The organism is Mycobacterium sp. (assembly GCF_025965855.1).
GTDB lineage: Bacteria > Actinomycetota > Actinomycetes > Mycobacteriales > Mycobacteriaceae > Mycobacterium.
Map to the genome: position 1 here is coordinate 1 of NZ_JAOPWB010000296.1, position 24165 is coordinate 24165.

General features: G+C 66.7%; 23 protein-coding genes and 1 pseudogene. 17 read left to right on the plus strand and 7 right to left on the minus strand.

Annotated elements, in window-relative coordinates:
* Positions 1-146: 146 nt before the first annotated feature.
* Together JWP83_RS25255 and JWP83_RS25260 are read right to left on the minus strand one after the other, a co-directional pair.
* The gene (locus JWP83_RS25255) at positions 147-911 is read right to left on the minus strand and encodes a DUF5666 domain-containing protein (protein ID WP_297736616.1); all 765 of its coding nucleotides are present in this window, start codon (positions 909-911) and stop codon (positions 147-149) included.
* Positions 912-992: 81 nt separating this feature from the next.
* Complete coding sequence (locus JWP83_RS25260; RefSeq protein ID WP_367185670.1) at positions 993-1265, minus strand: hypothetical protein; 273 nt, start codon at positions 1263-1265, stop codon at positions 993-995.
* Here JWP83_RS25260 and JWP83_RS25265 point away from each other — a divergent pair.
* On the plus strand, positions 1264-1683 hold the full coding sequence (locus tag JWP83_RS25265) for a hypothetical protein (protein ID WP_297736622.1): 420 nt from the start codon (positions 1264-1266) through the stop codon (positions 1681-1683). The two genes, JWP83_RS25260 and JWP83_RS25265, sit on opposite strands and share 2 nt — an antisense overlap.
* Positions 1684-1860: 177 nt before the next feature.
* Here JWP83_RS25265 and JWP83_RS25270 read toward each other — a convergent pair whose 3' ends face one another.
* Complete coding sequence (locus tag JWP83_RS25270; protein ID WP_297736625.1) at positions 1861-3690, minus strand: acyl-CoA dehydrogenase; 1830 nt, start codon at positions 3688-3690, stop codon at positions 1861-1863.
* A 219-nt stretch (positions 3691-3909) separates the two neighbouring features.
* On the opposite strand from JWP83_RS25270, the gene trxA reads away from it, so the two are divergent.
* A complete protein-coding gene (gene trxA, locus JWP83_RS25275; protein WP_297736628.1) occupies positions 3910-4269 on the plus strand; it encodes a thioredoxin in 360 nt (119 codons plus the stop codon).
* Here the strand turns inward: trxA and JWP83_RS25280 are convergent.
* A complete protein-coding gene (locus JWP83_RS25280) occupies positions 4266-5711 on the minus strand; it encodes a condensation domain-containing protein (protein WP_297736631.1) in 1446 nt (481 codons plus the stop codon). The two genes, trxA and JWP83_RS25280, sit on opposite strands and share 4 nt — an antisense overlap.
* A gap of 360 nt (positions 5712-6071) precedes the next feature.
* Between JWP83_RS25280 and JWP83_RS25285 the strand changes: the two genes are divergently transcribed.
* The 4 genes from JWP83_RS25285 to JWP83_RS25300 all read left to right on the plus strand — a co-directional run bounded on the left by JWP83_RS25285 (position 6072) and on the right by JWP83_RS25300 (position 9624).
* Positions 6072-6785 carry a GAP family protein gene (locus JWP83_RS25285; protein ID WP_297736635.1) on the plus strand — a complete coding sequence of 238 codons (714 nt, stop codon included), beginning with the start codon at positions 6072-6074 and terminating at the stop codon, positions 6783-6785.
* Between the two features lie 36 nt (positions 6786-6821).
* Positions 6822-7631 (plus strand): enoyl-CoA hydratase, encoded by an 810-nt coding sequence (locus tag JWP83_RS25290; RefSeq protein ID WP_297736638.1) that lies wholly within the window; start codon positions 6822-6824, stop codon positions 7629-7631.
* A 25-nt stretch (positions 7632-7656) separates the two neighbouring features.
* Positions 7657-9294 carry an ABC-F family ATP-binding cassette domain-containing protein gene (locus JWP83_RS25295; protein WP_297736641.1) on the plus strand — a complete coding sequence of 546 codons (1638 nt, stop codon included), beginning with the start codon at positions 7657-7659 and terminating at the stop codon, positions 9292-9294.
* 123 nt (positions 9295-9417) lie between these two features.
* Positions 9418-9624 carry a helix-turn-helix domain-containing protein gene (locus JWP83_RS25300; protein WP_297736644.1) on the plus strand — a complete coding sequence of 69 codons (207 nt, stop codon included), beginning with the start codon at positions 9418-9420 and terminating at the stop codon, positions 9622-9624.
* Between the two features lie 13 nt (positions 9625-9637).
* Here JWP83_RS25300 and JWP83_RS25305 read toward each other — a convergent pair whose 3' ends face one another.
* Entirely contained in the window at positions 9638-10261 is a 624-nt protein-coding gene (locus tag JWP83_RS25305; protein WP_297736647.1) for a TetR/AcrR family transcriptional regulator, read from the minus strand.
* 23 nt (positions 10262-10284) lie between these two features.
* Positions 10285-13119, minus strand: a complete 2835-nt coding sequence (gene acnA / locus JWP83_RS25310) for an aconitate hydratase AcnA (protein WP_297736677.1) — start codon at positions 13117-13119, stop codon at positions 10285-10287.
* A 172-nt stretch (positions 13120-13291) separates the two neighbouring features.
* Between acnA and JWP83_RS25315 the strand changes: the two genes are divergently transcribed.
* From JWP83_RS25315 to JWP83_RS25355, 9 genes are all read left to right on the plus strand, one after another.
* Positions 13292-13831: a DUF6676 family protein gene (locus tag JWP83_RS25315; protein WP_297736650.1), complete on the plus strand. Its 540-nt coding sequence runs from the start codon at positions 13292-13294 to the stop codon at positions 13829-13831.
* Positions 13832-14040: 209 nt separating this feature from the next.
* The gene (gene ripA / locus JWP83_RS25320) at positions 14041-15456 is read left to right on the plus strand and encodes an NlpC/P60 family peptidoglycan endopeptidase RipA (RefSeq protein ID WP_297736653.1); all 1416 of its coding nucleotides are present in this window, start codon (positions 14041-14043) and stop codon (positions 15454-15456) included.
* A 79-nt stretch (positions 15457-15535) separates the two neighbouring features.
* On the plus strand, positions 15536-16186 hold the full coding sequence (gene ripB / locus JWP83_RS25325; RefSeq protein WP_297736680.1) for an NlpC/P60 family peptidoglycan endopeptidase RipB: 651 nt from the start codon (positions 15536-15538) through the stop codon (positions 16184-16186).
* 232 nt (positions 16187-16418) lie between these two features.
* Positions 16419-17561, plus strand: a complete 1143-nt coding sequence (locus tag JWP83_RS25330) for a MoxR family ATPase (protein ID WP_297736656.1) — start codon at positions 16419-16421, stop codon at positions 17559-17561.
* A gap of 54 nt (positions 17562-17615) precedes the next feature.
* Positions 17616-18533: a DUF58 domain-containing protein gene (locus JWP83_RS25335; protein WP_297736682.1), complete on the plus strand. Its 918-nt coding sequence runs from the start codon at positions 17616-17618 to the stop codon at positions 18531-18533.
* A gap of 30 nt (positions 18534-18563) precedes the next feature.
* Positions 18564-19571 (plus strand): VWA domain-containing protein, encoded by a 1008-nt coding sequence (locus JWP83_RS25340; RefSeq protein ID WP_297736658.1) that lies wholly within the window; start codon positions 18564-18566, stop codon positions 19569-19571.
* A 129-nt stretch (positions 19572-19700) separates the two neighbouring features.
* Positions 19701-20453 carry a 3-oxoacyl-ACP reductase FabG1 gene (gene fabG1 / locus JWP83_RS25345; protein WP_297736661.1) on the plus strand — a complete coding sequence of 251 codons (753 nt, stop codon included), beginning with the start codon at positions 19701-19703 and terminating at the stop codon, positions 20451-20453.
* A gap of 19 nt (positions 20454-20472) precedes the next feature.
* Positions 20473-21282 carry an NADH-dependent enoyl-ACP reductase InhA gene (gene inhA / locus JWP83_RS25350; protein ID WP_297736665.1) on the plus strand — a complete coding sequence of 270 codons (810 nt, stop codon included), beginning with the start codon at positions 20473-20475 and terminating at the stop codon, positions 21280-21282.
* Positions 21283-21289: 7 nt separating this feature from the next.
* On the plus strand, positions 21290-22321 hold the full coding sequence (locus tag JWP83_RS25355) for a ferrochelatase (RefSeq protein ID WP_297736668.1): 1032 nt from the start codon (positions 21290-21292) through the stop codon (positions 22319-22321).
* A gap of 4 nt (positions 22322-22325) precedes the next feature.
* Here JWP83_RS25355 and JWP83_RS25360 read toward each other — a convergent pair whose 3' ends face one another.
* Entirely contained in the window at positions 22326-23171 is an 846-nt protein-coding gene (locus tag JWP83_RS25360; protein WP_297736671.1) for a hypothetical protein, read from the minus strand.
* Between the two features lie 59 nt (positions 23172-23230).
* Here JWP83_RS25360 and JWP83_RS25365 point away from each other — a divergent pair, with 59 nt between their 5' ends.
* The gene (locus JWP83_RS25365; RefSeq protein WP_297736674.1) at positions 23231-23662 is read left to right on the plus strand and encodes an NfeD family protein; all 432 of its coding nucleotides are present in this window, start codon (positions 23231-23233) and stop codon (positions 23660-23662) included.
* A 33-nt stretch (positions 23663-23695) separates the two neighbouring features.
* Positions 23696-24165: pseudogene (locus tag JWP83_RS25370) on the plus strand (SPFH domain-containing protein); the annotation flags it as partial.

A 24165-nucleotide genomic window follows, 5' to 3' on the forward strand; every position in this document is an offset into this window, starting at 1 on the left:
CGCGCCCGGCTACGCCGCGCTTGCGATCGCCACTAGAGGCGGATGGTGGCGACCCGCCGCGCCCGGCTACGCCGCGCTTGCGATCGCCACTAGAGGCGGATGGTGGCGACCCGCCGCGCCCGGCTACGCCGCGCTTGCGATCGCCACTAGAAGTGGAAGGGGAGGTGGGGCAGGTGCAGGTGGTGATGCGGGCTACCCATCGGCGGGCACGTCTGAAGGCTGATCGTCATCGCGTGCAGCACCCCGGCCTCCTGGGCTCCCTGAGCCCCCATGCACTTACCGTTCGTGATCGCCTTGGCGTCAGAAGCCGTCTGCTTCTGGTAGGACGTCGCGCTGGCGACCGTCACGTTGGTGGGCGTCGGTTGGGCGCCCCCAGAACCCAAGCCGTTGACGGCGATGGTGTTACCCGAGACCGAGCTCACCGTGCCGTAGAAGCCGGCGGGCGGTGGGCACTTGCCGTCGACGGCGGCGGTGACGGTCACGGATTCCGCGGTGATCGCGCCGGGGGTGGGCGCGCTCTGCGGGGTGGCGCGCACGTTGACACAACTACCTGGGGTGACGTCGGTCAGCTGGGCCGGGGTGACCTCGACGACCCTGGTCGACGGCGTGAAGTCCACCGTGGCCGACCCGGTCCTCGTCCTGAGCTGGATGGTGCCGCCCGAGACCGACTGGACCAGTCCCTCGACGTAGTCCTTGGGGACGGGCGGTGGCGCGGGGGCCGACGGGGGTGGCGCGCTCGGTGGCGCGCTCGGTGCCGGGCTCGGTGGGATGGCCGTTACCGTCGGCTTCCCGGTGTTGCTGTTGCTCGCCGTGCCCTCCGAGTGGCACATGGCGACACCCAACGCCATGGCGGCGATGACCGCGACGAGCGCAAGCTGAGTCAGTCGAGGCTTGACCCTGCTGGCGGGCATCGACGTGGCTCCGATCGTGGGTTGCAGATCCGAACGGGAATACCCGCTCGGAGCACGATTTTCACCGAACCGTAACCCAGATTACCCCCGCGGCCTGCCCGGGCATTTACCGTCGACGGCCGGCCGCACGTTGATGGTCGTCGCCTGCAGCGTGGCGCCGTCCATGGTTCCGCGCGCCGTGACGCACTTGCCCGCGGCGATCGCGTCGGGAGTGGCGGTGGCCAGCTTGGAGTACTTGGTCTTGTCGTCGACCGTCACGGCCGTTTGCGTGGTGTTGCCGCTGGCGTCGGTGCCCGCGACGCTGATGCTGTTTCCGGTCACGGAAGCAACCGAGCCTCGCACCGGCGCTGGCATGGGGGGCGCCGGCGTCGGCGACCCCGAGGGTGCGGGTGGGCTGGAACCGGGGCCGGAAGCGGGGCCGGACTCCTTGGGCTTCGGGCAGGTGCCGTTGACGGACGGGCTGACCCGGACGGATGCCGCGTTGACCGGCTGCCCGCCTTGGGCCTCCCGGGTGGGCCGCACGGTGATGCAGCTACCCGAGGTGACGTCACTCAGCGTGGCGGGGCCGACCTCGGTGATCTTGGTCGTCGAGGTGAAATTCACGGTGGCCTTCCCGTTGTCCTCCTTGGTGACCTGGATCGAGTTGCCTGCGACGGACGCGATCAGGCCGCTGACCCGCGCTTCGCCGTTGGGTGTCGGTGTTGTGGTTGTCGAGGTCACCGTCGAAGTCGAGGTGGATGTCGAGGTGGATGTCGACGTCGGACTCGATTGATTCGACGAACCGCACGCGGCGACCGACAGCGCGGCGGCTCCCGTGACGGCGAGAACGGCTAGCCGGGTGAGCCGAGGCGCGGGACAGCTGGCAGATATCAACGTTTCCCCCAATCGTGAGTGGACCACGAAAAGGTTTACCCGCTGGAGCTGTGCCTGAACTGTGTGTGATGGCCTGTCAGAACGCGTCTTCGGACACTCGCATGATGTCGTCGTCGATGGATTCGATGACCGTGCGCTGCGCGGTCAGTTTGGGGAGCATGTTCTTGGCGAAGAACGTCGCCGTCGCGATCTTCCCCTGATAGAAGCTCTTGTCGCTCGTCGACGGCGCGTCGGCCAGCGCGGCGTGGGCGACACCGGCATGCACCAGCAACCGCCAGCCGATGAGCAGATCGCCGACCGCGAGCAGGTAGCGCACCGATCCCAGCCCCACCTTGTAGATCTCCGTCGGGTGTTGCGTTGCCGACATCAGGAATCCGGTCAGCGCGCCCGTCATCGCGGTGACGTCGTCGAGCGCGGTCTGCACCAGCTCGGCCTGCGGTTTCAGCGCCTCGTCGCAGGTTTCGATGGTGGTGCTGATCTGCGCCGTCAGGAACTGCAGGGCCTCGCCGCGGTCGCGGACGATCTTGCGGAAGAAGAAGTCGAGCGCCTGGATGGCGGTGGTGCCCTCGTAGAGCGAATCGATCTTGGAGTCGCGGATGTACTGCTCGAGCGGATAGTCGACCAGGAAACCCGAGCCGCCCAGCGTCTGTAGCGACTCGGTCAGGATCTCGTAGGCCCGCTCGGAGCTAACCCCCTTGACGATCGGCAGCAGCAGGTCGTCGATGCGGTGCGTCATGCCGGGGTCAGCGCCCGAAACCCGTTGCGCCACATCGCCGTCCTGATGCGCGGCGGCATACATGTAGAGCGCCCGCAGCCCCTCGGCGTACGCCTTCTGAGTCATCAGGCTGCGACGCACGTCGGGGTGGTGGATGATCGTGACCCGCGGCGCGGTCTTGTCGGCCATCTGGGTGAGGTCGGCACCTTGCACGCGCTCCTTGGCGAAGGCCAGCGCGTTCAGGTAGCCCGTGGACAGGGTGCCGGCGGCCTTCACGCCGATCGTCATGCGGGCCTGCTCGATCACGGTGAACATCTGCGCGATCCCGTTGTGCACGTCGCCGACCAGGTAGCCGACCGCCGGCACATCGCCGTCGCCAAAAGTCAATTCGCACGTCGGCGAGGACTTGATGCCCATCTTGTGTTCCAGCCCGGTGGCGAAAACGCCGTTGCGGGAACCGAGTTCGAACGTCTCGGGGTCGAACAGGTACTTGGGCACATAGAACAGGCTCAAGCCTTTGGTGCCCGGGCCGGCACCCTCCGGCCGGGCGAGCACGAGGTGGAAGATGTTCTCGGCGGTCTCGCCCACGTCGCCGCCGGAAATGAACCGTTTGACGCCCTCGATGTGCCAGGTGCCGTCGGACTGTCCGATGGCCTTGGTGCGGCCCGCCCCGACGTCGGATCCGGCGTCGGGCTCGGTGAGCACCATGGTGGCCTGCCAACCGCGCTCCACGCCGATCGCCGCCCACTGCCGTTGCTGCTCGTTGCCCTCCTCGAACAGTGCCTGGGCCATGAACGGACCGAAGTTGAAGAAATTCGCGGAGGGGTTGGCACAGACGGTCATTTCGTTGACCGCCCAGGCCAGCGGGGGCGGTGCCGGGATGCCGCCGATCTCCTCGGCCATGCCGAGCCGCCACCACCCGGCCTCCTTGATCGCCCGCACCGTCTTGGCCAACTCGTCCGGCACGCTGATCGTGTGCTCAACCGGGTCGAATACCGGCGGATTGCGGTCGGCAGCGGCGAAGGATTCCGCGACCGGACCCTCCGCCAGGCGGGCGGCCTCGGCCAGGATGGTTCGGACCGTGTCCTCGTCGAGGTCGCTGTAGCGTCCGGCGCCGAGCACGGCACCCACTTGGAGAACCTCGAACAGGTTGAACTCGAGATCGCGGACATTCGCGATGTAGTGACTCAAGGCGATTCCCTCACTGTTCGAAAAGCAGGCGGATCGTCAGGGTCAAGTGTGTCCGACGTGGGAAAACGTACGCAACCGTAACCTGTGCGGCGGCTCGGACGACCTTGTGCCAGAGGCCGTTCAATGCCGTACCGCGCGGGCGCCGACGCGCGCTGTCCCGATGGGCGGCGTGGCCAGTCCCTCGGGAACATAGGGGCAGCTGGGGACGTTAGGCCGGTTGTGACAACACGGGATCTCACTGCTGAGCAGTTCAACGAAACCATCGAGGGCAACGACATCGTGCTGGTCGATTTCTGGGCCTCCTGGTGCGGTCCATGCCGCCAATTCGCGCCGACGTTCCAGGCGTCGTCGGAGAAGCATCCCGACGTCGTCTACGCCAAGGTCGACACCGAGGCCGAGCAACAGCTCGCGGCGGCCGCGGAGATCCGGTCCATCCCGACGCTGATGGCCTTCAAGAAGGGCAAGCTGCTGTTCAGCGAGGCCGGGGCCCTACCGGCGGCGGCCCTGGAGGACTTGGTTCAGCAGGTCAAGGCCTTCGACGTCGACGCCGCCGAAGCCGCCCAGTCCGAGCAGGCCTAAACCAGTTGCCGCTGCAGCGCGGCGACATCCCACAACGCTGCAGCTCCGCCGCGCCCTTCGGCGACGCGGAGGTAAATGGATTTCAGCGTCTCGATGTAGCGAGTTACTGATTCGCGCGCGACCGGATTGTCGGGGAAGAACACCATTGCGTGGGTCTCCTTCTCATACCGGTTCACCCGCAAATCGAAACGAGCCGGAACCCCGCCGTCGTGATGAACCCTGATGTTGGAGCCGCCCCATTCCGACTTGACGATGGTGGACAGGGGTGGGCTACTGGCGTCGAGGTGGAACAGCAACGGAACGCGCCCCTGAGGCATCCTCAGCCACGGCGCCAGTTCCAGCACGCGAGAAAACGGCACGTTTGCCAGGGCCTTGCCCGAATCAAACGACTGCTGCGCGGCCCGGACGGCGGCAGCGAACGATGATGAGCTGACGGGGATGGTGATCGGGACAAAGCCGGTGAACCAACCGATCGTCAGAAACTCCGCCCGAGTGCTGCGGGTATCACAGGCCACAAGTCCGTAATACGTTTCAGCACCGGTCAATTCGTATTGCGCAAGGGCCGCGGAGGCGAACACGCCGCCGCTGAAGCGGGCACCCGCCGCTATGCAAGCGGACTCGAAATCGGCCGTCTGTCGCTCATCCATCAGCCGGACGAACATCAGGTCGCAGGGCCCCGACCCATCCCCGAGTGACACCGGGCAGTCCGGAAGGGTGCCGTCATTCTGTTCGAAGAAGTCGACCCAGGCCCGCACCTGCGGCGAGTCCAGGGTCAGAGCGGATGTGTACTCGTGTTGCTGGATGCAGTACTTCTCGTAGCTGCCCGCGGCCGGAAGGGACGGCGGCGCCCCGCCGGCCAGCAGGGACGTATACATCAGATAAAGCTCCATGCGCATCGCGCCAAGAAACTGCGCGTCGATGTAGAGGTGGTCGATGCTGAAGCAGAAGGTGAAGTGATCCGCGCGCTGAATTATGGCAAAGCGGAAGCAATCCCACTCCAACGGGCTCGGCGTGGACACTATGTGCTCGCGAAAATCCTCCGGCGTCATCTCGCCGTGCTTGATCGGAACGCATTGAATATCGGCGGGTTTGCGAAGGGTGTGCCGCAGGATCCGGTCGCCGTCGGCAAATTCGAACCAGCTGTGATATGTGTCATGCCGCCGAAGATGTGCGTTGATGACGTACGTCAGGACCCGGATGTCGCACTGGCCGGGCATCTCCCAGCTGCCGATGCACAGCCGCGACATGTCGACGCCACGGCTCGCATGATCACTGAAGTTTCGCAAGTGGCGGGCCTGCTGATGGCTGGCCGGAACAGCGCTGACCGGGGCTTGCCGGACCTTGGCGAGCGAGGCGGGCGATGGATGCCAACAGACGACCGAACCTGGATCCGGTGCCCACTCGTCGATGGCCCCGAACGCCTCTTCCCCTGGGATGAACACATACCCTCCCTGTCTGCTTCCCCGGCCGGGCATAGCCGACTCATAGAACTCGCAACAGCTCTATTGTCGAGTGCCTACCTCCATTGGTCGGATCCTGTTGCCGGCCAGCGCATTCCGCGCCAGTGCCCTTGCTACTGTCGCTCGTGCGGCAAACCAAGGCGTGCCATTGAGTCGTAGCTGACACATGCCCAACGGTGGCTAAAGGTAGCAGACCAAACGAACCCGGGTGGGGCGTTTCCCAGACATTTAACGTACCCGTCTGCGCGCCGGGACCGCGATCCGTCGGCTCGTCACGCACCTGCCGCTCAATCGCCCGGAAGTACGAACGCGGCCCCGCCCCGCCGCGGTAGAGTCGCGCCCATGTGGGGCACGGTGCTGGCGTTGGCGCTGGTCGCCGGGCTGGACCCGGGACGAATCGGGATCGCCCTCCTGCTGTTTTCGCGGCGACGGGCCGTGCTTCATCTGCTCGCGCTGTGGCTGGGCGGGGTGGCGGTTGGCGTTGTCCTGGCCCTGGGTGTGCTCTTTGGGCTGCACGACGTCGTCCTCGGCGTCATGGACAGGGTGGAGCTTGCCACCTCGAGCTCCGCGGCCGCGCGGATTCAGATCGCGATGGGCGTGCTCGCGCTGGTGGTCGCCGCGGCGATCGCGATCGGCTTTTCGGTGCGTCAACCTGCGGCGGTGCCCGCCGATGGTCCATCGTTGCAGGCCGGGCCGACGACGTTCTCGCGGTTGTCGACGCGCGCCCTGCGGGCGCTGCAGGGCGGGCCGCCGTGGATCACGTTCCTGGTCGGGGTGGGGATAACGACCGACTTCCGGTATTTGGCGGCGCTCACCGTGATCCTGGCCTCCGGGGCCGCGCTGGGCACGCAGGTCAGCGCGGCAGCGGCGTACACGGTGGTGGGCCTGGCGTTTGCCGAGATCCCCCTGGTCTGCCATTTGGCGGCGCCCGCACGGACCGGCGCGGTGATGTCGCGGGTGCACGACTGGGTGCAGGCCCGCAGGCGGGCGGTCCTCGGGGTCGTCGTGGCCGCGCTGGGGGTTTTCCTGATGACGACCGGCATGGGCCACGTCTGAGCCATAGCGCGTTCGGCCACGCGTTACCTTTCACGGGTGAGTCTGGTACTGGTGGAGCAACCGCGGCCCGGTGTCGCGCTGATAACCCTCAATCGGCCCGAACGGATGAACTCCATGGCGTTCGACGTCATGGTGCCGCTCAAAGAGGCCCTCGAGAAGGTCACCTACGACAACTCCGTGCGCGTCGTGGTGCTGACCGGGGCGGGTCGGGGGTTCTCCTCGGGCGCCGATCACAAGTCCGCGGGAACGGTGCCCCACGTCGCCGGGTTGACCCGCCCGACCTACGCGCTGCGCTCCATGGAGCTTCTCGACGACGTCATTTTGGCGCTGCGGCGCTTGCACCAGCCGGTGATCGCCGCGGTCAACGGCGCCGCCATCGGCGGCGGACTCTGCCTGGCGCTGGCCGCCGACATCCGGGTGGCCTCGACCAGCGCGTATTTCCGGGCCGCGGGCATCAACAACGGCCTGACCGCCAGCGAACTGGGGCTGAGCTACCTGCTGCCCAGGGCCATCGGGTCGTCGCGCGCGTTCGAGATCATGCTGACCGGTCGCGACGTCACCGCCGAGGAGGCCGAGCGCATCGGGCTGGTGTCGTGTCAGGTACCGGAGGGCCAGCTGCTGGACACCTGCTACGCGATCGCCGCGCGAATAGCGGCCTTCTCGCGCCCGGGAATCGAGTTGACCAAGCGCACACTGTGGAGTGGACTGGACGCCGGTAGCCTGGAAGGGCACATGCAAGCCGAAGGCCTAGGACAGCTCTTCGTCCGCCTGCTCACCGCCAACTTCGAAGAAGCGGTAGCCGCGCGCGCGGAGAAGAGGCCGCCGGTGTTCACCGACGACAAATAGCCACCACACGACAAGGGGAGCGACTGTGATCACGGCCACGGACCTCGAGGTCCGCGCTGGTGCGCGCATTTTGCTCTCACCCGACGGCCCGGACCTGCGCGTGCAGCCCGGCGACCGCATCGGTTTGGTCGGTCGCAATGGCGCGGGCAAGACCACGACCCTGCGCATCCTGTCCGGGGAGGCCCAGCCGTACGCGGGATCGGTGGCCCAGATCGGCGAAATAGGTTACCTCCCACAGGATCCCAAGGAAGGCGATCTCGACGTGCTGGCCCGCGACCGGGTCCTGTCGGCTCGCGGGTTGGACGTCCTGCTCACCGATATGGAGAAGCAGCAGGCGCTGATGGCCGAGGTCGCCGACGACGATGCGCGGGACCGCGCGATCCGTCGCTACGGGCAGCTGGAGGAGCGCTTCGTGGCGTTGGGCGGCTACGGTGCCGAAAGCGAAGCCGGCCGCATCTGCGCGAGTCTCGGTCTACCGGAACGGGTGCTGACCCAGCAGTTGCGCACGCTGTCCGGCGGTCAGCGGCGCAGGGTGGAACTGGCGCGCATCCTGTTCGCCGCTTCCGAAGGCGGAGCCGGGGCTTCAGGTTCAGGTACAACGCTGCTGCTCGACGAGCCGACCAACCACCTCGACGCGGATTCACTTGGCTGGCTGCGCGATTTCCTGCGGGCACACACCGGCGGGCTGGTGCTGATCAGCCACAACGTCGAACTCCTCGCCGACGTTGTCAACCGGGTGTGGTTCCTGGACGCGGTGCGCGGCGAGGTCGACGTCTACAACATGGGCTGGCAGAAGTACCTCGACGCCCGGGCGACGGACGAGCAGCGCCGTCGCCGGGAACGCGCCAACGCCGAGCGCAAGGCCGCCGCGCTGCGCACGCAGGCCGCCAAGCTAGGCGCCAAGGCCACCAAAGCCGTTGCGGCCCAGAACATGTTGCGCCGCGCCGATCGGATGATGGCCGCGCTTGACGAGGAGCGGGCCGCCGACAAGGTGGCCCGGATCAAGTTCCCCACCCCGGCCGCATGCGGGCGCACGCCGCTGGTCGCCAAGGGGCTGAGCAAGTCGTACGGGTCGCTCGAGGTGTTCAGCGGTGTCGATCTGGCCATCGACCGCGGCTCGCGGGTGGTCGTGCTGGGTCTCAACGGGGCGGGCAAGACCACGCTGCTGCGGTTGCTGGCCGGTGCCGAGAATCCCGACGCCGGAGGGCTGGAGCCCGGACACGGTTTGCGGATCGGCTATTTCGCGCAGGAACACGACACGCTCGACAACGACGCGACCGTCTGGGAGAACATCCGGCATGCCGCGCCCGAGTCCGGCGAACAGGAGCTGCGCGGCCTGCTCGGCGCATTCATGTTCAGCGGTCCGCAGCTCGACCAACCGGCGGGGACCCTGTCCGGCGGGGAGAAGACCCGGCTCGCGCTGGCCGGCCTGGTGGCGTCGACGGCCAACGTGTTGCTGCTCGACGAACCCACCAACAACCTCGATCCCGCGTCGCGCGAACAGGTGCTCGACGCGCTGCGCAGCTACCACGGCGCGGTGGTGCTGGTGACCCACGACCCGGGCGCGGCCGAGGCCCTCGACCCGCAACGCGTCGTGCTGTTGCCCGACGGCACCGAGGATTACTGGTCCGGCGAGTATCGGGACCTCATCGAGCTGGCGTGATCCGCTAAGGCTCGAATAAATGGGCGCTGGCGATTTCGCCAAATCGGCCCGCGGCCGGCAGCGGCTTCTTACTCTATGTGCTTGGGGGTCGAGCCAGCGTGGAGGGGGACCTTGAAGAGCTCAGTGAGAAAGCCGAAGAAGACGCGCAAGCAGGAGTTGCACGAGCTGCGCAACGCGTACGAGCGCGGCGCCAGTATCCGCAACCTGGCGGCCACCACCGGCAGGTCGTACGGATCGATTCACAGCATGCTGCTCGAGTCCGGCACCACGCTGCGCGCCCGCGGCGGCGCCAACCACACTTCCCGACCGCGCCAGTCCACGCGAACGTAGCGTCACTGCGAAATTACGTCCCCTCATTCGCAGTGGCGTTACGCTCGCGGCCAGAATCGCGTGAATCGCGAGAATCGCTGCGCCGCACCGACTTTTCCACCAGGTCGAGGACCGCGGCCAGCCGGCGCGGGTCGTCGCCGGATGCCAGCCGGGCCACCAGGCCGTCGAGAACCAGTTCTAGGTAGCACTGCAGGACGTCGCCGGGTACGTCGTCGCGCACCCGGTGCGCCTCCTTCTGCCGGCGCAGTCGATCGGTCGTCGCCGCCGCCAGTTCCGCGGAGCGTTCCGCCCAGCCCTGGCTGAACACGGGGTCATTGCGTAGCTTGCGCGCGATCTCCAGCCGGGTGGCCAGCCAGTCGAACTCCTCCGGCGCGGCGAGCATGTCGCGCATCACCTGGATCAGGCCCTCGCGGGACGCCACGTCGGCCATCCGCTCGGCGTCCTCGTGCGCGAGCGCGAAAAACAGCGCGTCCTTGTCCCGGAAGTGATGGAAGATCGCGCCGCGCGACATCCCGATCGCCTTCTCCAGCCGACGCACCGTGGCTTTGTCGTAACCGAATTCGGCGAAGCAATGGCGGGCACCGTCGAGAATCTGGCGGCGGCGAGCCGCCAGATGGTCCTCGCTGACTCTTGGCATGCCAGGGCTTGGGTCGGCTCGGGTTAGCCGGACTTCAGCATGTTGCGCAGCACGTAGTGCAGGATGCCGCCGTTGCGGTAGTAGTCGGCCTCGCCGGGGGTGTCGATGCGCACCACCGCGTCGAACTCGATCGCCTCGGAACCGTCCTTGCTGGCCTTGACATGCACCGTCTTCGGCGTCTTGCCGTCGTTGAGCGCCTCGATGCCGGTGATGTCGAAGACCTCGGTACCGTCCAGCCCCAAGTCCCCGGCGGTCTTGCCCTCGGGGAACTGCAGTGGGATGACGCCCATGCCGATCAGGTTGGAGCGGTGGATGCGCTCGAACGACTCGGTGATCACCGCCCGCACGCCCAGCAGCAGCGTGCCCTTGGCCGCCCAGTCGCGTGACGAGCCGGACCCGTATTCCTTGCCGCCCAGCACCACCAGCGGGATGTTTTGTGCCGCATAGTTTTGCGCCGCGTCGTAGATGAACGCCTGCGGGGCGCCCTCCTGGGTGAAGTCGCGGGTGTAGCCGCCGGAGACGTCGTCGAGCAGCTGGTTACGAAGCCGGATGTTGGCGAACGTGCCACGGATCATCACCTCGTGGTTGCCGCGCCGCGAGCCAAAGGAGTTGTAGTCCTTGCGGTCGACGCCGTGCTCGTCGAGGTACTGCGCCGCCGGGGTGCCCGGCTTGATGCTGCCGGCGGGGGAGATGTGGTCGGTGGTCACCGAATCGCCGAGCAGTGCCAGCACCCGGGCGCCGGAGATATCGCCGACCGGCTCCGGGTCGGCCGACATGCCGTCGAAGTATGGGGGCTTGCGCACATACGTCGAGTCCTCGTCCCACTCAAAGGTGTTGCCGCTGGGGGTCGGCAGGTTGCGCCAGCGTTCGTCGCCCTTGAAGACGTCGGCGTAGTTCTTGGTGAACATCTCCTGGCTGATCGCCGAGGCGATGGTGTCCGAGACGTCCTTCTGCGACGGCCAGATGTCCTTGAGGAAGACATCATTGCCTTCTTTATCTGTACCGAGCGGCTGCTGATCGAAGTCGAAGTCCATGGTCCCGGCCAGCGCGTAGGCGACCACCAGCGGCGGCGACGCCAGGTAGTTCATCTTCACGTCGGGGTTGATGCGGCCCTCGAAGTTCCGGTTGCCCGACAGCACCGCCGCCACCGAAAGGTCGTTGTCGTTGATGGCCTTTGAGACCTCGTCGGGCAGCGGGCCGGAGTTGCCGATGCACGTCGTGCAACCGTAGCCGACCAGATAAAAACCGAGCTTCTCCAAATACGGCCACAGGCCGGCCTTGTCGTAGTAGTCGCTGACCACCTGGGAGCCCGGCGCCATAGACGTCTTCACCCACGGCTTGGACGCCAGCCCCTTCTCGACGGCGTTGCGCGCCAGCAGCGCCGCGCCCAGCATCACCTCCGGGTTCGACGTGTTGGTGCACGACGTGACCGCGGCGATCACCACCGCGCCGTGGTCGAGCACGAACTCGCCGAATTCGTCGGAGCGCACCGTCACCGGGTTGCTCACCCGGCCCTTCGCGTGCTTCGCGGCCGACTCCACCGGTTTGTGGTCGTCGGCGTGCCCGTTCTCCAGCGCCCCGGGGTCGCTCGCCGGGAACGTCTCGTCGACCATCTCGTCCAGCTTCGAGTAGTCCTTCTTGTCGGGGTCGTCGCCGACGTAGTTGGGAATCTGCTCGCGGAACGTGGATTTCGCGTCCGACAGCGCGATCCGGTCCTGCGGGCGCTTGGGGCCGGCGATCGAGGGCACCACGTCGGACAGGTCGAGTTCGAGGTATTCCGAGTAGGCGGGCTCGTGCTCGGGGTCGTGCCACATGCCCTGTTCCTTGGCGTAGGCCTCGACCAGCGCCACCTGCTCGGGCTTGCGGCCGGTGAACTTCAAGTAGGAGATGGTCTCTTCGTCGATCGGGAAAATTGCTGCGGTGGAACCGAATTCGGGGCTCATATTGCCCAGGGTGGCGCGGTTGGCCAGCGGCACCTCGGCCACGCCTTCGCCGTAGAACTCGACGAACTTGCCGACGACGCCGTGCTTGCGCAGCATCTGGGTGACGGTGAGCACCACATCGGTCGCGGTGACGCCCGGCTTGATCTCGCCGCTCAGCTTGAAGCCGACGACCCGGGGGATGAGCATCGACACCGGCTGGCCCAGCATCGCGGCCTCGGCCTCGATGCCGCCCACGCCCCAGCCGAGCACGCCGAGGCCGTTGACCATCGTGGTGTGCGAATCGGTGCCCACGCAGGTGTCGGGGTACGCAGTGATATTTCCCGCATCATCGCTGCGGGCCATCACCACGCTCGCCAGGTATTCGATGTTGACCTGGTGCACGATGCCGGTGCCCGGCGGCACCACCTTGAAGTCGTCGAATGCCCCTTGCCCCCAACGCAAGAACTGGTAGCGCTCGCCGTTGCGCTGGTACTCGATCTCGACGTTGCGCTCGAAGGCGTCGGCACGACCGAAGAGGTCCGCGATCACCGAGTGGTCGATGACCAGGTCGGCGGGGGCCAGGGGATTGACCTTGTCGGGATTGCCGCCGAGGTCGCCGACGGCCTCGCGCATGGTGGCCAGGTCGACGATGCAGGGCACACCGGTGAAGTCCTGCATGATCACCCGCGCCGGGGTGAACTGGATCTCCACACTCGGGTCGGCCGACGGGTCCCAGTTGGCGATCGCCTGGATGTGGTCCTTGGTGATGTTGGCGCCGTCCTCGGTGCGCAGCAGATTCTCGGCCAGCACCTTGAGGCTGTAGGGAAGTTTCTCGGTACCGGGCACCGCGTCAAGGCGGTAGATCTCGTAATCGTTCTCCCCGACCGTCAGGGTGTCGCGGGCATCAAAAGAGTTTAGGGACGAATTCTTCGTAATACCGCTGCTCACATCAACTCCCGGCTAGATCTCGCCGCGACGGGCTGTGTCGTCGGCGCTCTCAACTCTAACAGTACGCTTGTCCTGCAATGCACCCCATGGGTGGTTCAAGTCTTGTCCTGGCGAGCGCGTGCTGCCACCTAGATACCCACAAATCGCGTACCGTGCCCGTGTGACCGGACCGCACGTGATCCCGTTCCTGCCGTCGTACATCCCGCCCGACGTCGACATAAATCAGGTGAAGGCCGACGTGGCCGACGGCGGGGTGAGCGTGCCCCCCTCCGACGCCGCAGATGCGCCTGCGCTGCGCCAGGTGGTCGCGCAGGCCCGCAAGGACGGCATCGACCTCAAGATCGTCGTCATCGAACACAACCCGCCCATCGACACCCCACTTCGCGACATCGCCACCGAGGTCGGCAAGGCCCATCCCGATGCCACCGTGCTCGCCATCAGTCCGTCGTTCGCGGGCACCTACAGCACGCACTTCGACCGCGTCACGCTCGAGGCCGGCCAGGATGTCGCCAAGAACGGCGATCCGGTGCAGGCGTCGAAGAATTTTGTTAGTGAGTTGACGACGCAGCATTTTCCGTGGACGCCATTCACGATTGTCCTCGTAGTGGCGGTGCTGGCGGCCGTTGTCGCCACTCGCGTGCTGCGGATTCGTGGCAAACGCGCGGCCGCGGCGGACGCAGCGTCGGACACCGCCGACTGACCCCTTTGTGGCGTCCGGCAAATTCAGACGTCACCATTCGATAACGCTACATTCAATTACAGACCTGTAATTTGTGACTAAAGTTTCTTTGGCGTCAGATGTGACGTACGGTGCAATCGGTGGCTGATGTTGCAGTTGTGATTTTTGTGACTGCTCACAGAAACCCACGAATGTGCCGGCACGTTCGCGTTGAGCCTTAGGAGACTTGAGTGAGACGCACCCCTGGCGCCTCTGCTTCCCGGCTGCCATGGCGGATGTGTGCGGTTCCGATGATCATCGGGTTGCTGCTCGCCATGCCCGGCCTTGCCGCCGCGCAGCCGGGTAGTCCTGATCTCGCCGGGCTCGTCGCCGCCGTCGCCAACGCCAACCAGAAGCTCGGGGACCTCGGCGCCGCCATCCAGGCGCAACAGGAAGGCGTCAACAAGGCGATCGTCGACGTGCAGGCGGCGCGGGACAATGCCGCCGCATCGCAGCAGGAAGTGGATGCCAGCGCACAGCGGGTCACGGAGGCCAACACCGCGATCACGGCGGCCCAACAGCGCTTCGACACCTTCGCTGCCGCAACGTATGTCAACGGTCCTTCGGATTCGTACCTGACCGCGTCCGACCCCGCCGACATCATCAACACCGCGGCCGCCGGGCAGACGTTGTCCGTCAGCTCCCAGCAGGTGATCATCGATCTGCAGCGCGCCCGCACCGAACAAGTGAATAAGGAATCGGCCGCGCGATTGGCCAAGCAGAATGCCGACAAGGCCGTCGCCGACACCGAGACCAGCCAACAGAACGCGGTTTCGGCGCTCGCGAACGCGCAGCAGACGTTCAAGACCCAGCAGGCCCAGCTGGATCAGCTGACGTCCGAACGCGCGGCCGCACGGGCCAAGCTGGACGAGGCCCGCAGCTGGTCGGCCCCCGCGGGCGGCCAGCCAGCCGCTGCCCAGCCGGCCGCTGCGGCCACCGGCGACGCGTCCGCGAACTGGGACCGGGCGCCCGCTTCGCGTGACGCGCGCGCCGGAACTTGGGACTCGGCATGGGATCCCACGCTGCCCGCGATTCCGAGCGCGTTCGTCAGCGGTGACCCGATCGCGATCATCAACTCACTGCTGGGCATCGCGTCCACCTCGGCGCAGGCGACCCAGCAGATGGGCCACAACTTCCTACAGCAGCTCGGCCTCGCCCCGACACCCAGCGGCTACACGAACGGCGCGATTCCCCGCGTTTACGGCCGACAGGCTTCCGAGTACGTCATCCGCCGCGCGGTGTCGCAAATGGGTGTGCCGTATTCGTGGGGCGGCGGCAATGCTGCGGGGCCCAGTGGCGGCATCGATTCCGGTGCCGGCACAGTCGGTTTCGACTGTTCGGGCCTGATCCTGTACGCGTTCGCCGGCGTCGGGATCAAGCTGGACCACTACTCGGGTTCGCAGTACAACGAAGGCCGCAAGATCCCGTCGTCGCAGATGCGGCGTGGCGACGTGATCTTCTACGGTCCAGGCGGCAGCCAGCACGTGACGCTCTACCTCGGCGACGGCCAGATGCTGGAGGCCCCTTACACCGGGTCGTCGGTGAAAGTCTCGCCCGTGCGCACGAGCGGCATGACCCCGTACGTCCTCAGATACATCGAATACTGATCGGGGAAATACTTTGCGGCACAAGCTATTCCGCTGGCTACAGCTCTTGGTTCTGGTGATCGCCGCTGCCGCGCTCTCGCTGGGAGCCGCGCTGTCGGCGAGCCCGATCGGGTACGCCGCTCCCGATGATGGGTGGGACCCCAGCTTGCCCAAACTGCTGAGCGCAGGCGCCCCCGGCGACCCGGTCGCGATCGCGAACGCATCCCTGCAGGCCAGCGAACTCGCGACGCAGACGACCCTCGACATGGGGCACAAATTCCTTGCCAGTCTGGGCCTTGTCAGTGACAACAGCAGCGCCGTTCCGGGTCGAGGCAGCCGGGTTTACGGCAGGCAGGCGGCCGAGTATGTGATCCGGCGTGGGCTTTCTCAGTTGGGTGTGCCGTATTCATGGGGCGGCGGGTCGCTGACCGGCCCGAGCCGAGGCGTCGGGGACGGCGCCGACACGGTCGGCTTTGACTGCTCCGGGCTGGTTCGCTATGCGTTCGCCGGTGTTGGCGTGCTGCTGCCGCGGTTCTCCGGCGATCAGTACAACGCCGGCCGGCACGTCCCGCCGTCGCAGGCCAAACGCGGCGACCTGATCTTCTACGGACCCGGCGGCGGCCAGCACGTCACCCTGTATCTCGGTAACGGCCAGATGCTGGAGGCGTACGACACCGGGGTGCCGATCAGGGTGGCGCCGGTGCGGAGCGCCGGCATGACACCGTATGTGACCCGAATAATTGAGTATTGACGCGGCCCCGCGCGCACCGCGGGCATGTCGCCGCACCCTGATAATCGAAAGCTGAGCCTGGCCTGAGTTGATCCTGAGCACTAGTGATGAATGCTCTTCGCTGAGGCGACACTTCGCTGGGCGACGTCGACGGATTCCGAACTGCCTGGAATAGTTGACGGCGAGCGTGTGGCCAACTCCGGCCGACGCCGTTGCGACCAGCGTCTTAATAGATGATGTGGAAGGACCGTTGATGACGTCACCGAGTGGGCCGACGCAGGGCGCCGGAGGATATTCCGGACCAGGCCCGGCGCAGGGCTATCCTCCTCCCGGCTCTCATGCGGCACCCCCCAACAATGGCGGCCTGCAACAAGAAGTACACACGCTCGAGCGGGCGATCTTCGAGGTCAAGCGGATCATCGTCGGCCAGGATCAACTGGTCGAACGGATGCTGGTCGGACTGCTCGCCAAGGGGCACGTGCTGCTCGAAGGTGTGCCGGGGGTGGCCAAGACACTCGCGGTCGAAACCTTCGCCAAGGTGGTCGGCGGGACCTTCGCCCGCATCCAGTTCACGCCCGACCTGGTGCCCACCGACATCGTCGGCACTCGGATCTACCGGCAGGGCAAGGAAGAGTTCGACATCGAGCTCGGCCCGGTGGTGGTCAACTTCCTGCTCGCCGATGAGATCAACCGCGCACCAGCCAAGGTGCAGTCGGCGTTGCTGGAGGTGATGGCCGAGCGCAAGATCTCGATCGGCGGCAAGACATTCCCCCTGCCCGCCCCTTTCCTGGTGATGGCCACCCAGAACCCCATCGAGCAGGAAGGTGTCTACGCGCTGCCCGAAGCCCAGCGCGACCGTTTCCTGTTCAAGCTCAACATCGACTACCCGACGCCCGAGGAAGAGCGCGAGATCGTCTACCGGATGGGTGTCACGCCACCAACGCCGAAGCAGATCCTTGCCCCCGGTGACCTGGTGCGGCTACAGGACGTGGCCTCCAACAACTTCGTCCACCACGCGCTCGTCGATTACGTGGTCCGCGTCGTCACCGCGACTCGGCACCCCGAGAAGTTCGGCATGCCCGACGCCAAGGCGTGGATTGCGTACGGCGCCTCGCCGCGCGCCTCGCTTGGCATCATCGCGGCGGCGCGGGCCCTTGCCTTGGTGCGCGGGCGTGACTACGTCGTCCCGCAGGATGTCGTCGAGGTCATTCCGGATGTGCTCAGGCATCGGCTGGTGCTGACCTATGACGCGCTGGCCGACGAGATCTCCGCCGAGACGGTGATCAGCCGGATCATGCAGACGGTCGCCCTGCCGCAGGTGAATGCGATTCCGCAGCAAGGTCATTCGGTGCAACCGGTGATGCCAGCCGCGGCCGCCGCAGCCAGCGGTCGGTGATAGCGCTCTGTGACTACCCCTTCACCCCTTTCACGGTCCAGACGCACCGTTGATCTGCCGTCACTGAAGCGCGGCGAAATCCGTGACCCCGCGCTGACGGCGGCGCTGCGCAAGCTGGAGTTGACAGTGCGCCGCAAGCTCGACGGCGTGCTGCACGGTGACCACCTCGGCCTGCTGCCAGGCCCGGGATCGGAGCCGGGGGAGTCGCGGATCTATCAGCCCGGTGACGATGTGCGCCGGATGGACTGGTCGGTCACCGCGCGCACCACGCATCCGCACGTCCGGCAGATGATCGCCGACCGCGAGCTGGAGACCTGGCTGGTCATCGACATGTCGGCCAGCCTGGACTTCGGCACCGTCGGCTGCGAGAAACGGGATCTGGCGGTGGCGGCCGCGGCGGCGATCACGTTCCTCAACAGCGGGGGCGGCAACCGGATTGGCGCGGTGATCGACAACGGCGACTCCGTGCGGCGGGTCCCTGCGCTGTCGGGCCGCATCCACGAGCAGGAGATGCTGCGCACCATAGCCACGATGCCCAAGGCGCCGACGGGGGTGCGGGGCGACCTGGCGGCCGCCATCGACGCGTTGCGCCGGCCGGAGCGGCGCCGCGGTATGGCGGTGATCATCAGCGACTTCCTGGGGCCGATCAACTGGATGCGTCCGTTGCGGGCCATCGCCGGGCGTCATGAGGTGCTGGGTATCGAGGTCCTCGACCCGCGCGACGTCGAGCTTCCCGACGTCGGCGACGTGATCCTTCAGGATGCCGAAAGCGGCGTCACGCGAGAATTCACCATCGACTCACAGCTGCGCGACGATTTCGAGAAGGCCGCGGCGGCCCACCGCGCCGAGGTGGCGCGCACCTTGCGGCGCTGCGACGCGCCGCTGCTCTCGCTGCGCACCGACCGGGACTGGATCGCCGACGTGGTCCGGTTCGTCGCCGGCCGTCGCCGCGGTGCCATGGCCGGCCGATGACCGTTATTCGACTGAAATGACAAGTAGCACATGACTTTACCGTTGCTCGGACCGATAACGATGTCGGGCTTCGAACACGTTTGGTTCTTTCTGTTTCTCTTGGTGGTCCTCGGGCTGATCGGGCTCTACATCGTCGTGCAGCTGGCCCGGCACCGGCGGATGCTGCGCTTTGCGAACATGGAGCTGCTGGAAAGCGTTGCGCCCAAACGCCCGTCGCGCTGGCGGCACCTGCCCGCGATCCTGCTCGTGCTGTCGTTGCTGATGTTCACGGTCGCGATGGCAGGACCCACACACGATGTCCGGATTCCGCGCAACCGCGCGGTGGTGATGCTGGTGATCGACGTGTCCCAGTCGATGCGCGCCACCGACGTGTCGCCGAGCCGGCTGGCCGCCGCGCAGGAGGCCGCCAAGCAGTTCGCTGGCCAGCTCACGCCCGGCATCAACCTTGGTCTGATCGCATACGCGGGCACCGCCACCGTGTTGGTGTCGCCGACCACCAACCGTGACGCGACCAAGAACGCCATCGACAAGCTGCAGCTGGCCGACCGCACCGCGACCGGTGAGGGCATCTTCACTGCGCTGCAGGCCATCGCCACCGTCGGCGCGGTGATCGGCGGGGGTGACACCCCGCCGCCTGCGCGCATCGTGCTGATGTCGGACGGCAAGGAGACCGTGCCGTCCAATCCCGACAACCCCAAGGGCGCCTACACCGCCGCCAGAACCGCCAAGGATCAGGGCGTGCCGATTTCGACCGTGTCGTTCGGCACCCCGTACGGCTACGTCCAGATCAACGACCAGCGCCAGCCCGTGCCCGTCGACGACGTGATGCTCAAGAAGATCGCCGCGCTGTCCGGCGGCGACTCCTATTCCGCCTCGAGCCTGGAGCAGCTCAAGCAAGTCTTCACCAACCTCCAGGAGCAGATCGGCTACGAGACCATCAAGGGCGACGCCAGCGTTGGCTGGCTGCGGCTGGGCGCGGTGGTGCTGGCGCTGGCGGCGCTGGCCGCGCTGCTGATCAACCGGCGGCTGCCCACTTAGCCGATTTCGGGCTGACGCAGGCCAGGCATTAAGTTGGCGGGGATGACTGCGGACGCGAGGAGCAAAAGGGCAGATGCGGACGCGAGGAGCAAAGAGGCAGATGCGGACGCGAGGAGCAAAAGGGCAGATGTGACCGACAATCCAGCCGATACCGCCGGTCGCCGTCCGCCCTTCGTCGCCCGTTCGGTCCTGGTGACCGGCGGTAACCGGGGCATCGGGCTGGCGGTGGCGCGGCGACTGGCCGCCGACGGGCACAAGGTGGCCGTGACGCATCGCGGTTCCGGGGCGCCGGACGACGATCTGTTCGCCGTCGAGTGTGACGTCACCGACAGCGCGGCCGTCGACGCCGCGTTCACCGCGGTCGAAGAGCACCAGGGCCCGGTCGAGGTGCTGGTGGCAAACGCCGGCGTCACCGCCGACATGTTGATCATGCGGATGAGCGAGGAGAACTTCGCCAAGGTCATCGACGCGAACCTGACCGGTGTGTTCCGGGTGGCCAAGCGGGCGTCGCGCAACATGATCAAGAAGCGTTTCGGCCGGATGATCTTCATGGGTTCGGTGGCCGGGCTCACCGGCCTGCCGGGCCAGGCCAACTACTCGGCATCCAAGGCCGGCCTTGTGGGCATGGCGCGCTCGCTGACCCGTGAACTGGGCTCGCGGTCCATCACCGCGAACGTCGTTGCGCCAGGGTTCATCGACACGCAGATGACCCGCGCGCTCGACGAGAAGCAGCAGGCGACGGCGCTCACGGCGATCCCGCTGCAGCGCATCGGCTACGTCGAAGAGGTGGCAGGGGTGATCAGCTTCCTGGCATCGGAGGACGCGGGCTACATCTCCGGCGCGGTGATCCCGGTCGACGGCGGCTTGGGCATGGGCCACTAGGAGAGGTAAGGACTTTCACATGGCAGGGTTTCTCGAAGGCAAGCGCATCCTCGTCACGGGGATCATCACCGACTCCTCGATCGCCTTCCATATTGCGCGGGTGGCCCAGGAAGAGGGCGCGGAGTTGGTGCTGACCGGTTTCGACCGGCTGCGGCTGATCAAGCGCATCATCGACCGGCTGCCGAAGCCTGCACCGCTGCTGGAACTGGACGTGCAGGACGAGAAGCACCTCGACACGCTCGCCGACCGCGTCACCGAGGTGATCGGCGAGGGCAACAAGCTCGACGGCGTCGTGCACTCGATCGGCTACATGCCGCAGTCCGGGATGGGCATCAACCCGTTCTTCGACGCGCCGTACGAAGACGTCGCCAAGGGCATCCACATCTCGGCGTACTCGTACGCCTCGCTGGCCAAGGCGCTGCTGCCGATCATGAACCGCGGCGGCGGCATCGTCGGCATGGACTTCGACCCGACAAGGGCGATGCCTGCCTACAACTGGATGACGGTGGCCAAGAGCGCGCTGGAGTCCGTCAACCGCTTCGTGGCACGCGAGGCCGGTGAGTATGGCGTGCGGTCGAATCTCGTTGCGGCAGGCCCGATTCGCACGCTCGCCATGAGCGCAATCGTCGGCGGAGCGCTCGGCGATGAGGCAGGCGATCAGATAAAGCTGCTGGAAGAGGGCTGGGATCAGCGAGCGCCGCTTGGCTGGAACATGAAGGACCCGACGCCGGTCGCGCGCACCGTGCTGGCTCTGGTCTCGGACTGGCTGCCCGCCACCACCGGGACCGTCATCTACGCCGACGGCGGCGCCAGCACGCAGTTGCTGTAATGGCGTGATGAGCCTCTTGGGCGAAGAACACACCGGCGCCGTTGACGCCGTCCTGCTGCTGTCGTTCGGCGGGCCGGAGGGCCCCGAGCAGGTGATGCCGTTCCTGGAGAACGTCACTGGCGGCCGCGGCATCCCGCGGGAACGGCTGGCGGCGGTTGCGGAGCACTACCTGCATTTCGGTGGCGTCTCGCCGATCAACGGGATCAATCGCGAGCTGATCACCGCGCTGGAAGCCGAGATCGATCTGCCCGTGTACTTCGGCAACCGCAACTGGGCGCCCTATGTTGAGGACACCGTCGCGGCCATGCGCGACAACGGGATTCGCCGTGCAGCCGTGTTCACCACTTCGGCGTGGGGCGGCTACTCCAGCTGCACCCAGTACGTCGAGGACATCGCACGGGCAAGGACAGCGGCCGGCCAGCGCGCGCCGGAACTGGTGAAGCTACGCCAGTACTTCGACCATCCGCTGTTCGTGGAGATGTTCACCGAAGCCATCGGTGCGGCAGCACAGACTCTGCCTGACGAGTTGAGGGAACGGGCACGGCTGGTGTTCACCGCGCACTCCATTCCCGTCGCGGCCCGATCGCGTTGCGGCCCAGACTTGTACGGCCGCCAGGTGGCCTATGCGTCGCGCCTGGTCGCCACTGCGGCAGGCTATGAAGACTACGACCAGGTGTGGCAGTCACGTTCGGGGCCGCCACAGGTACCGTGGTTGGAGCCCGACATCGCCGACCACCTGACGACGCTCACCGAGGGCGGCACGAAGGCCGTGATCGTCTGCCCGATCGGGTTCGTCGCCGACCACATCGAGGTGGTGTGGGACCTTGACCACGAGCTACGGCAGCAGGCGGCGGAACTTGGCATCGCATTCGCGCGGGCGGCGACGCCGAACGCCGATTCGCGGTTCGCGCGGCTGGCCGCGGATTTGATCGACGAGCTGCGCTACGGCCGCGAACCCGCCCGAGCGCCCGGCCCGGATGCCCCACCGCTGCAGGGTTTTTCGGTCAACGGCGCACTTTGCACGCCGAACTGCGGCTAGGTCCCTACGCCTGCCAAGCGGAGTACAGGATCGCGCTGACCGCGGCCATCCGCGCCGATCGCACCACCCCGGAAAGCGGGCGCAGTGCATCGCTGGCGATCTGCACCTCGGACGAAGTCTGCAACCCGATCGGGATCAGGCCGGAACTCACGGTGATGATCGCGTCGATGTGGGCGGCGTTCTCGAGCACCCGCACTGCTCGCGCTGGAGCGTGATCGGGGACCAGGTGCCCCCTGGCACCTTCAAGCACCTGCTCGACGAGCCCGCGAGGGTCGGCCACATCGGTGCCTGCGGCGCGGATGGCGCCCAACGCGTCCGCGGCCGAACGAACGCCCGCACGCAGTGCGTACTCCGCCGCGGCGAGGTCGAGGTATTCCGGAGTCGGCGCGCCAGGTACCGAATAGACCGTCCACGACAACGCGGTCGGCTCCGGTTCGAATTCGGACTTGTCGTCCAGTTCGTCGTACTCGAAGTCGGGGACCAAGCCGACGGCTTCGGACGGATCGGTGCCGACGAGGATCGCCTCACCCGCGGTGACCGCGTCGCGTTGAAACTGAGTGCCCGCGGGGAGCCCGCGCACGTCGCCGGGGACGGGCAGCACCACCCCGATCGGCGGCGCCGACCCGGCCGGGCCTGCCGCCGTGCGCACCGTCTGCAGCATTGATACCGCGCCGGCGTCGTTCAGGTCTGGCCACGGCAATCCGGTGCGGCCGGCGGCCACCGAGTCGTAGGCGGTTACGGAATGCCTTGGCGCCCATTGCGATAACGCATCGAGCACGTCATCAGGCGCGGCGGCGCCTGCGAGCCAGGCATTGGCCCAAACCGACAGCGAGACACTGGGGCACCACATGATGCTCGCAGTGTAGTAGTTAGCCGCTGATCGGGTCGGCTGCGCGATAGGCTGGCGCCATGGCCGTCCCGCTGATCTGGCTAATCGCCGCACTGGCCCTCGCCGGGGCCGAAGCGCTTACCGGCGATCTGTTCCTGCTCATGCTGGGCGCCGGAGCGCTGGCAGCGGCCGGTTCGAGTCTTCTCTTCGACGACCTGTGGGTGCACGGCGCGGTGTTCCTTGTGGTGTCGGTCCTGTTGCTGGTGCTGGTGCGGCCCGCGCTGCGACGGCATTTCATGTCGGGCAAGGGTCTGCCTGAGCCGGTAAAGGCCCTTGAGGGCAAGAGTGCGCTGGTGCTGGATCGCGTCGCCCGCCATGAGGGCCAAGTCAAACTCGACGGCGAAGTCTGGACGGCGCGCCCGTTGAACGACGACGATGTCTACGAACCGGGCGACCACGTCACCGTCGTGCACATTGACGGTGCTACCGCGGTCGTCCAAAAAGTTTTCTAGAAGAGCCTGGGCAAACAACGGAAGGAACCCGTCATGCAAGGTGCCGTCGCTGGCCTGATCCTGGTCGGCGTGCTGGTGGTGTTCGCCGCCATCGTTGTCGCCAAGTCGGTTGCGCTGATCCCGCAGGCGGAAGCCGCGGTCATCGAGCGGCTGGGCCGCTACAGCAAGACCGTGTCGGGCCAACTCACATTGCTGCTGCCGTTTATCGACAAGATCCGGGCGCGGGTCGACCTCCGTGAGCGGGTGGTCTCGTTCCCTCCGCAGCCGGTGATCACCGAGGACAACCTGACGGTCAACATCGATACCGTCGTGTACTTCCAGGTCACCAACCCGCAGGCGGCGGTGTAACAGATCAGCAACTACATCGTCGGCGTCGAGCAGCTGACCACCACCACGCTGCGCAACGTGGTCGGCGGCATGAGCCTGGAAGGCACCCTGACCTCCCGGGGCCAGATCAACAGCGTGCTGCGCGGCGAGCTGGACGAGGCCACCGGCCGTTGGGG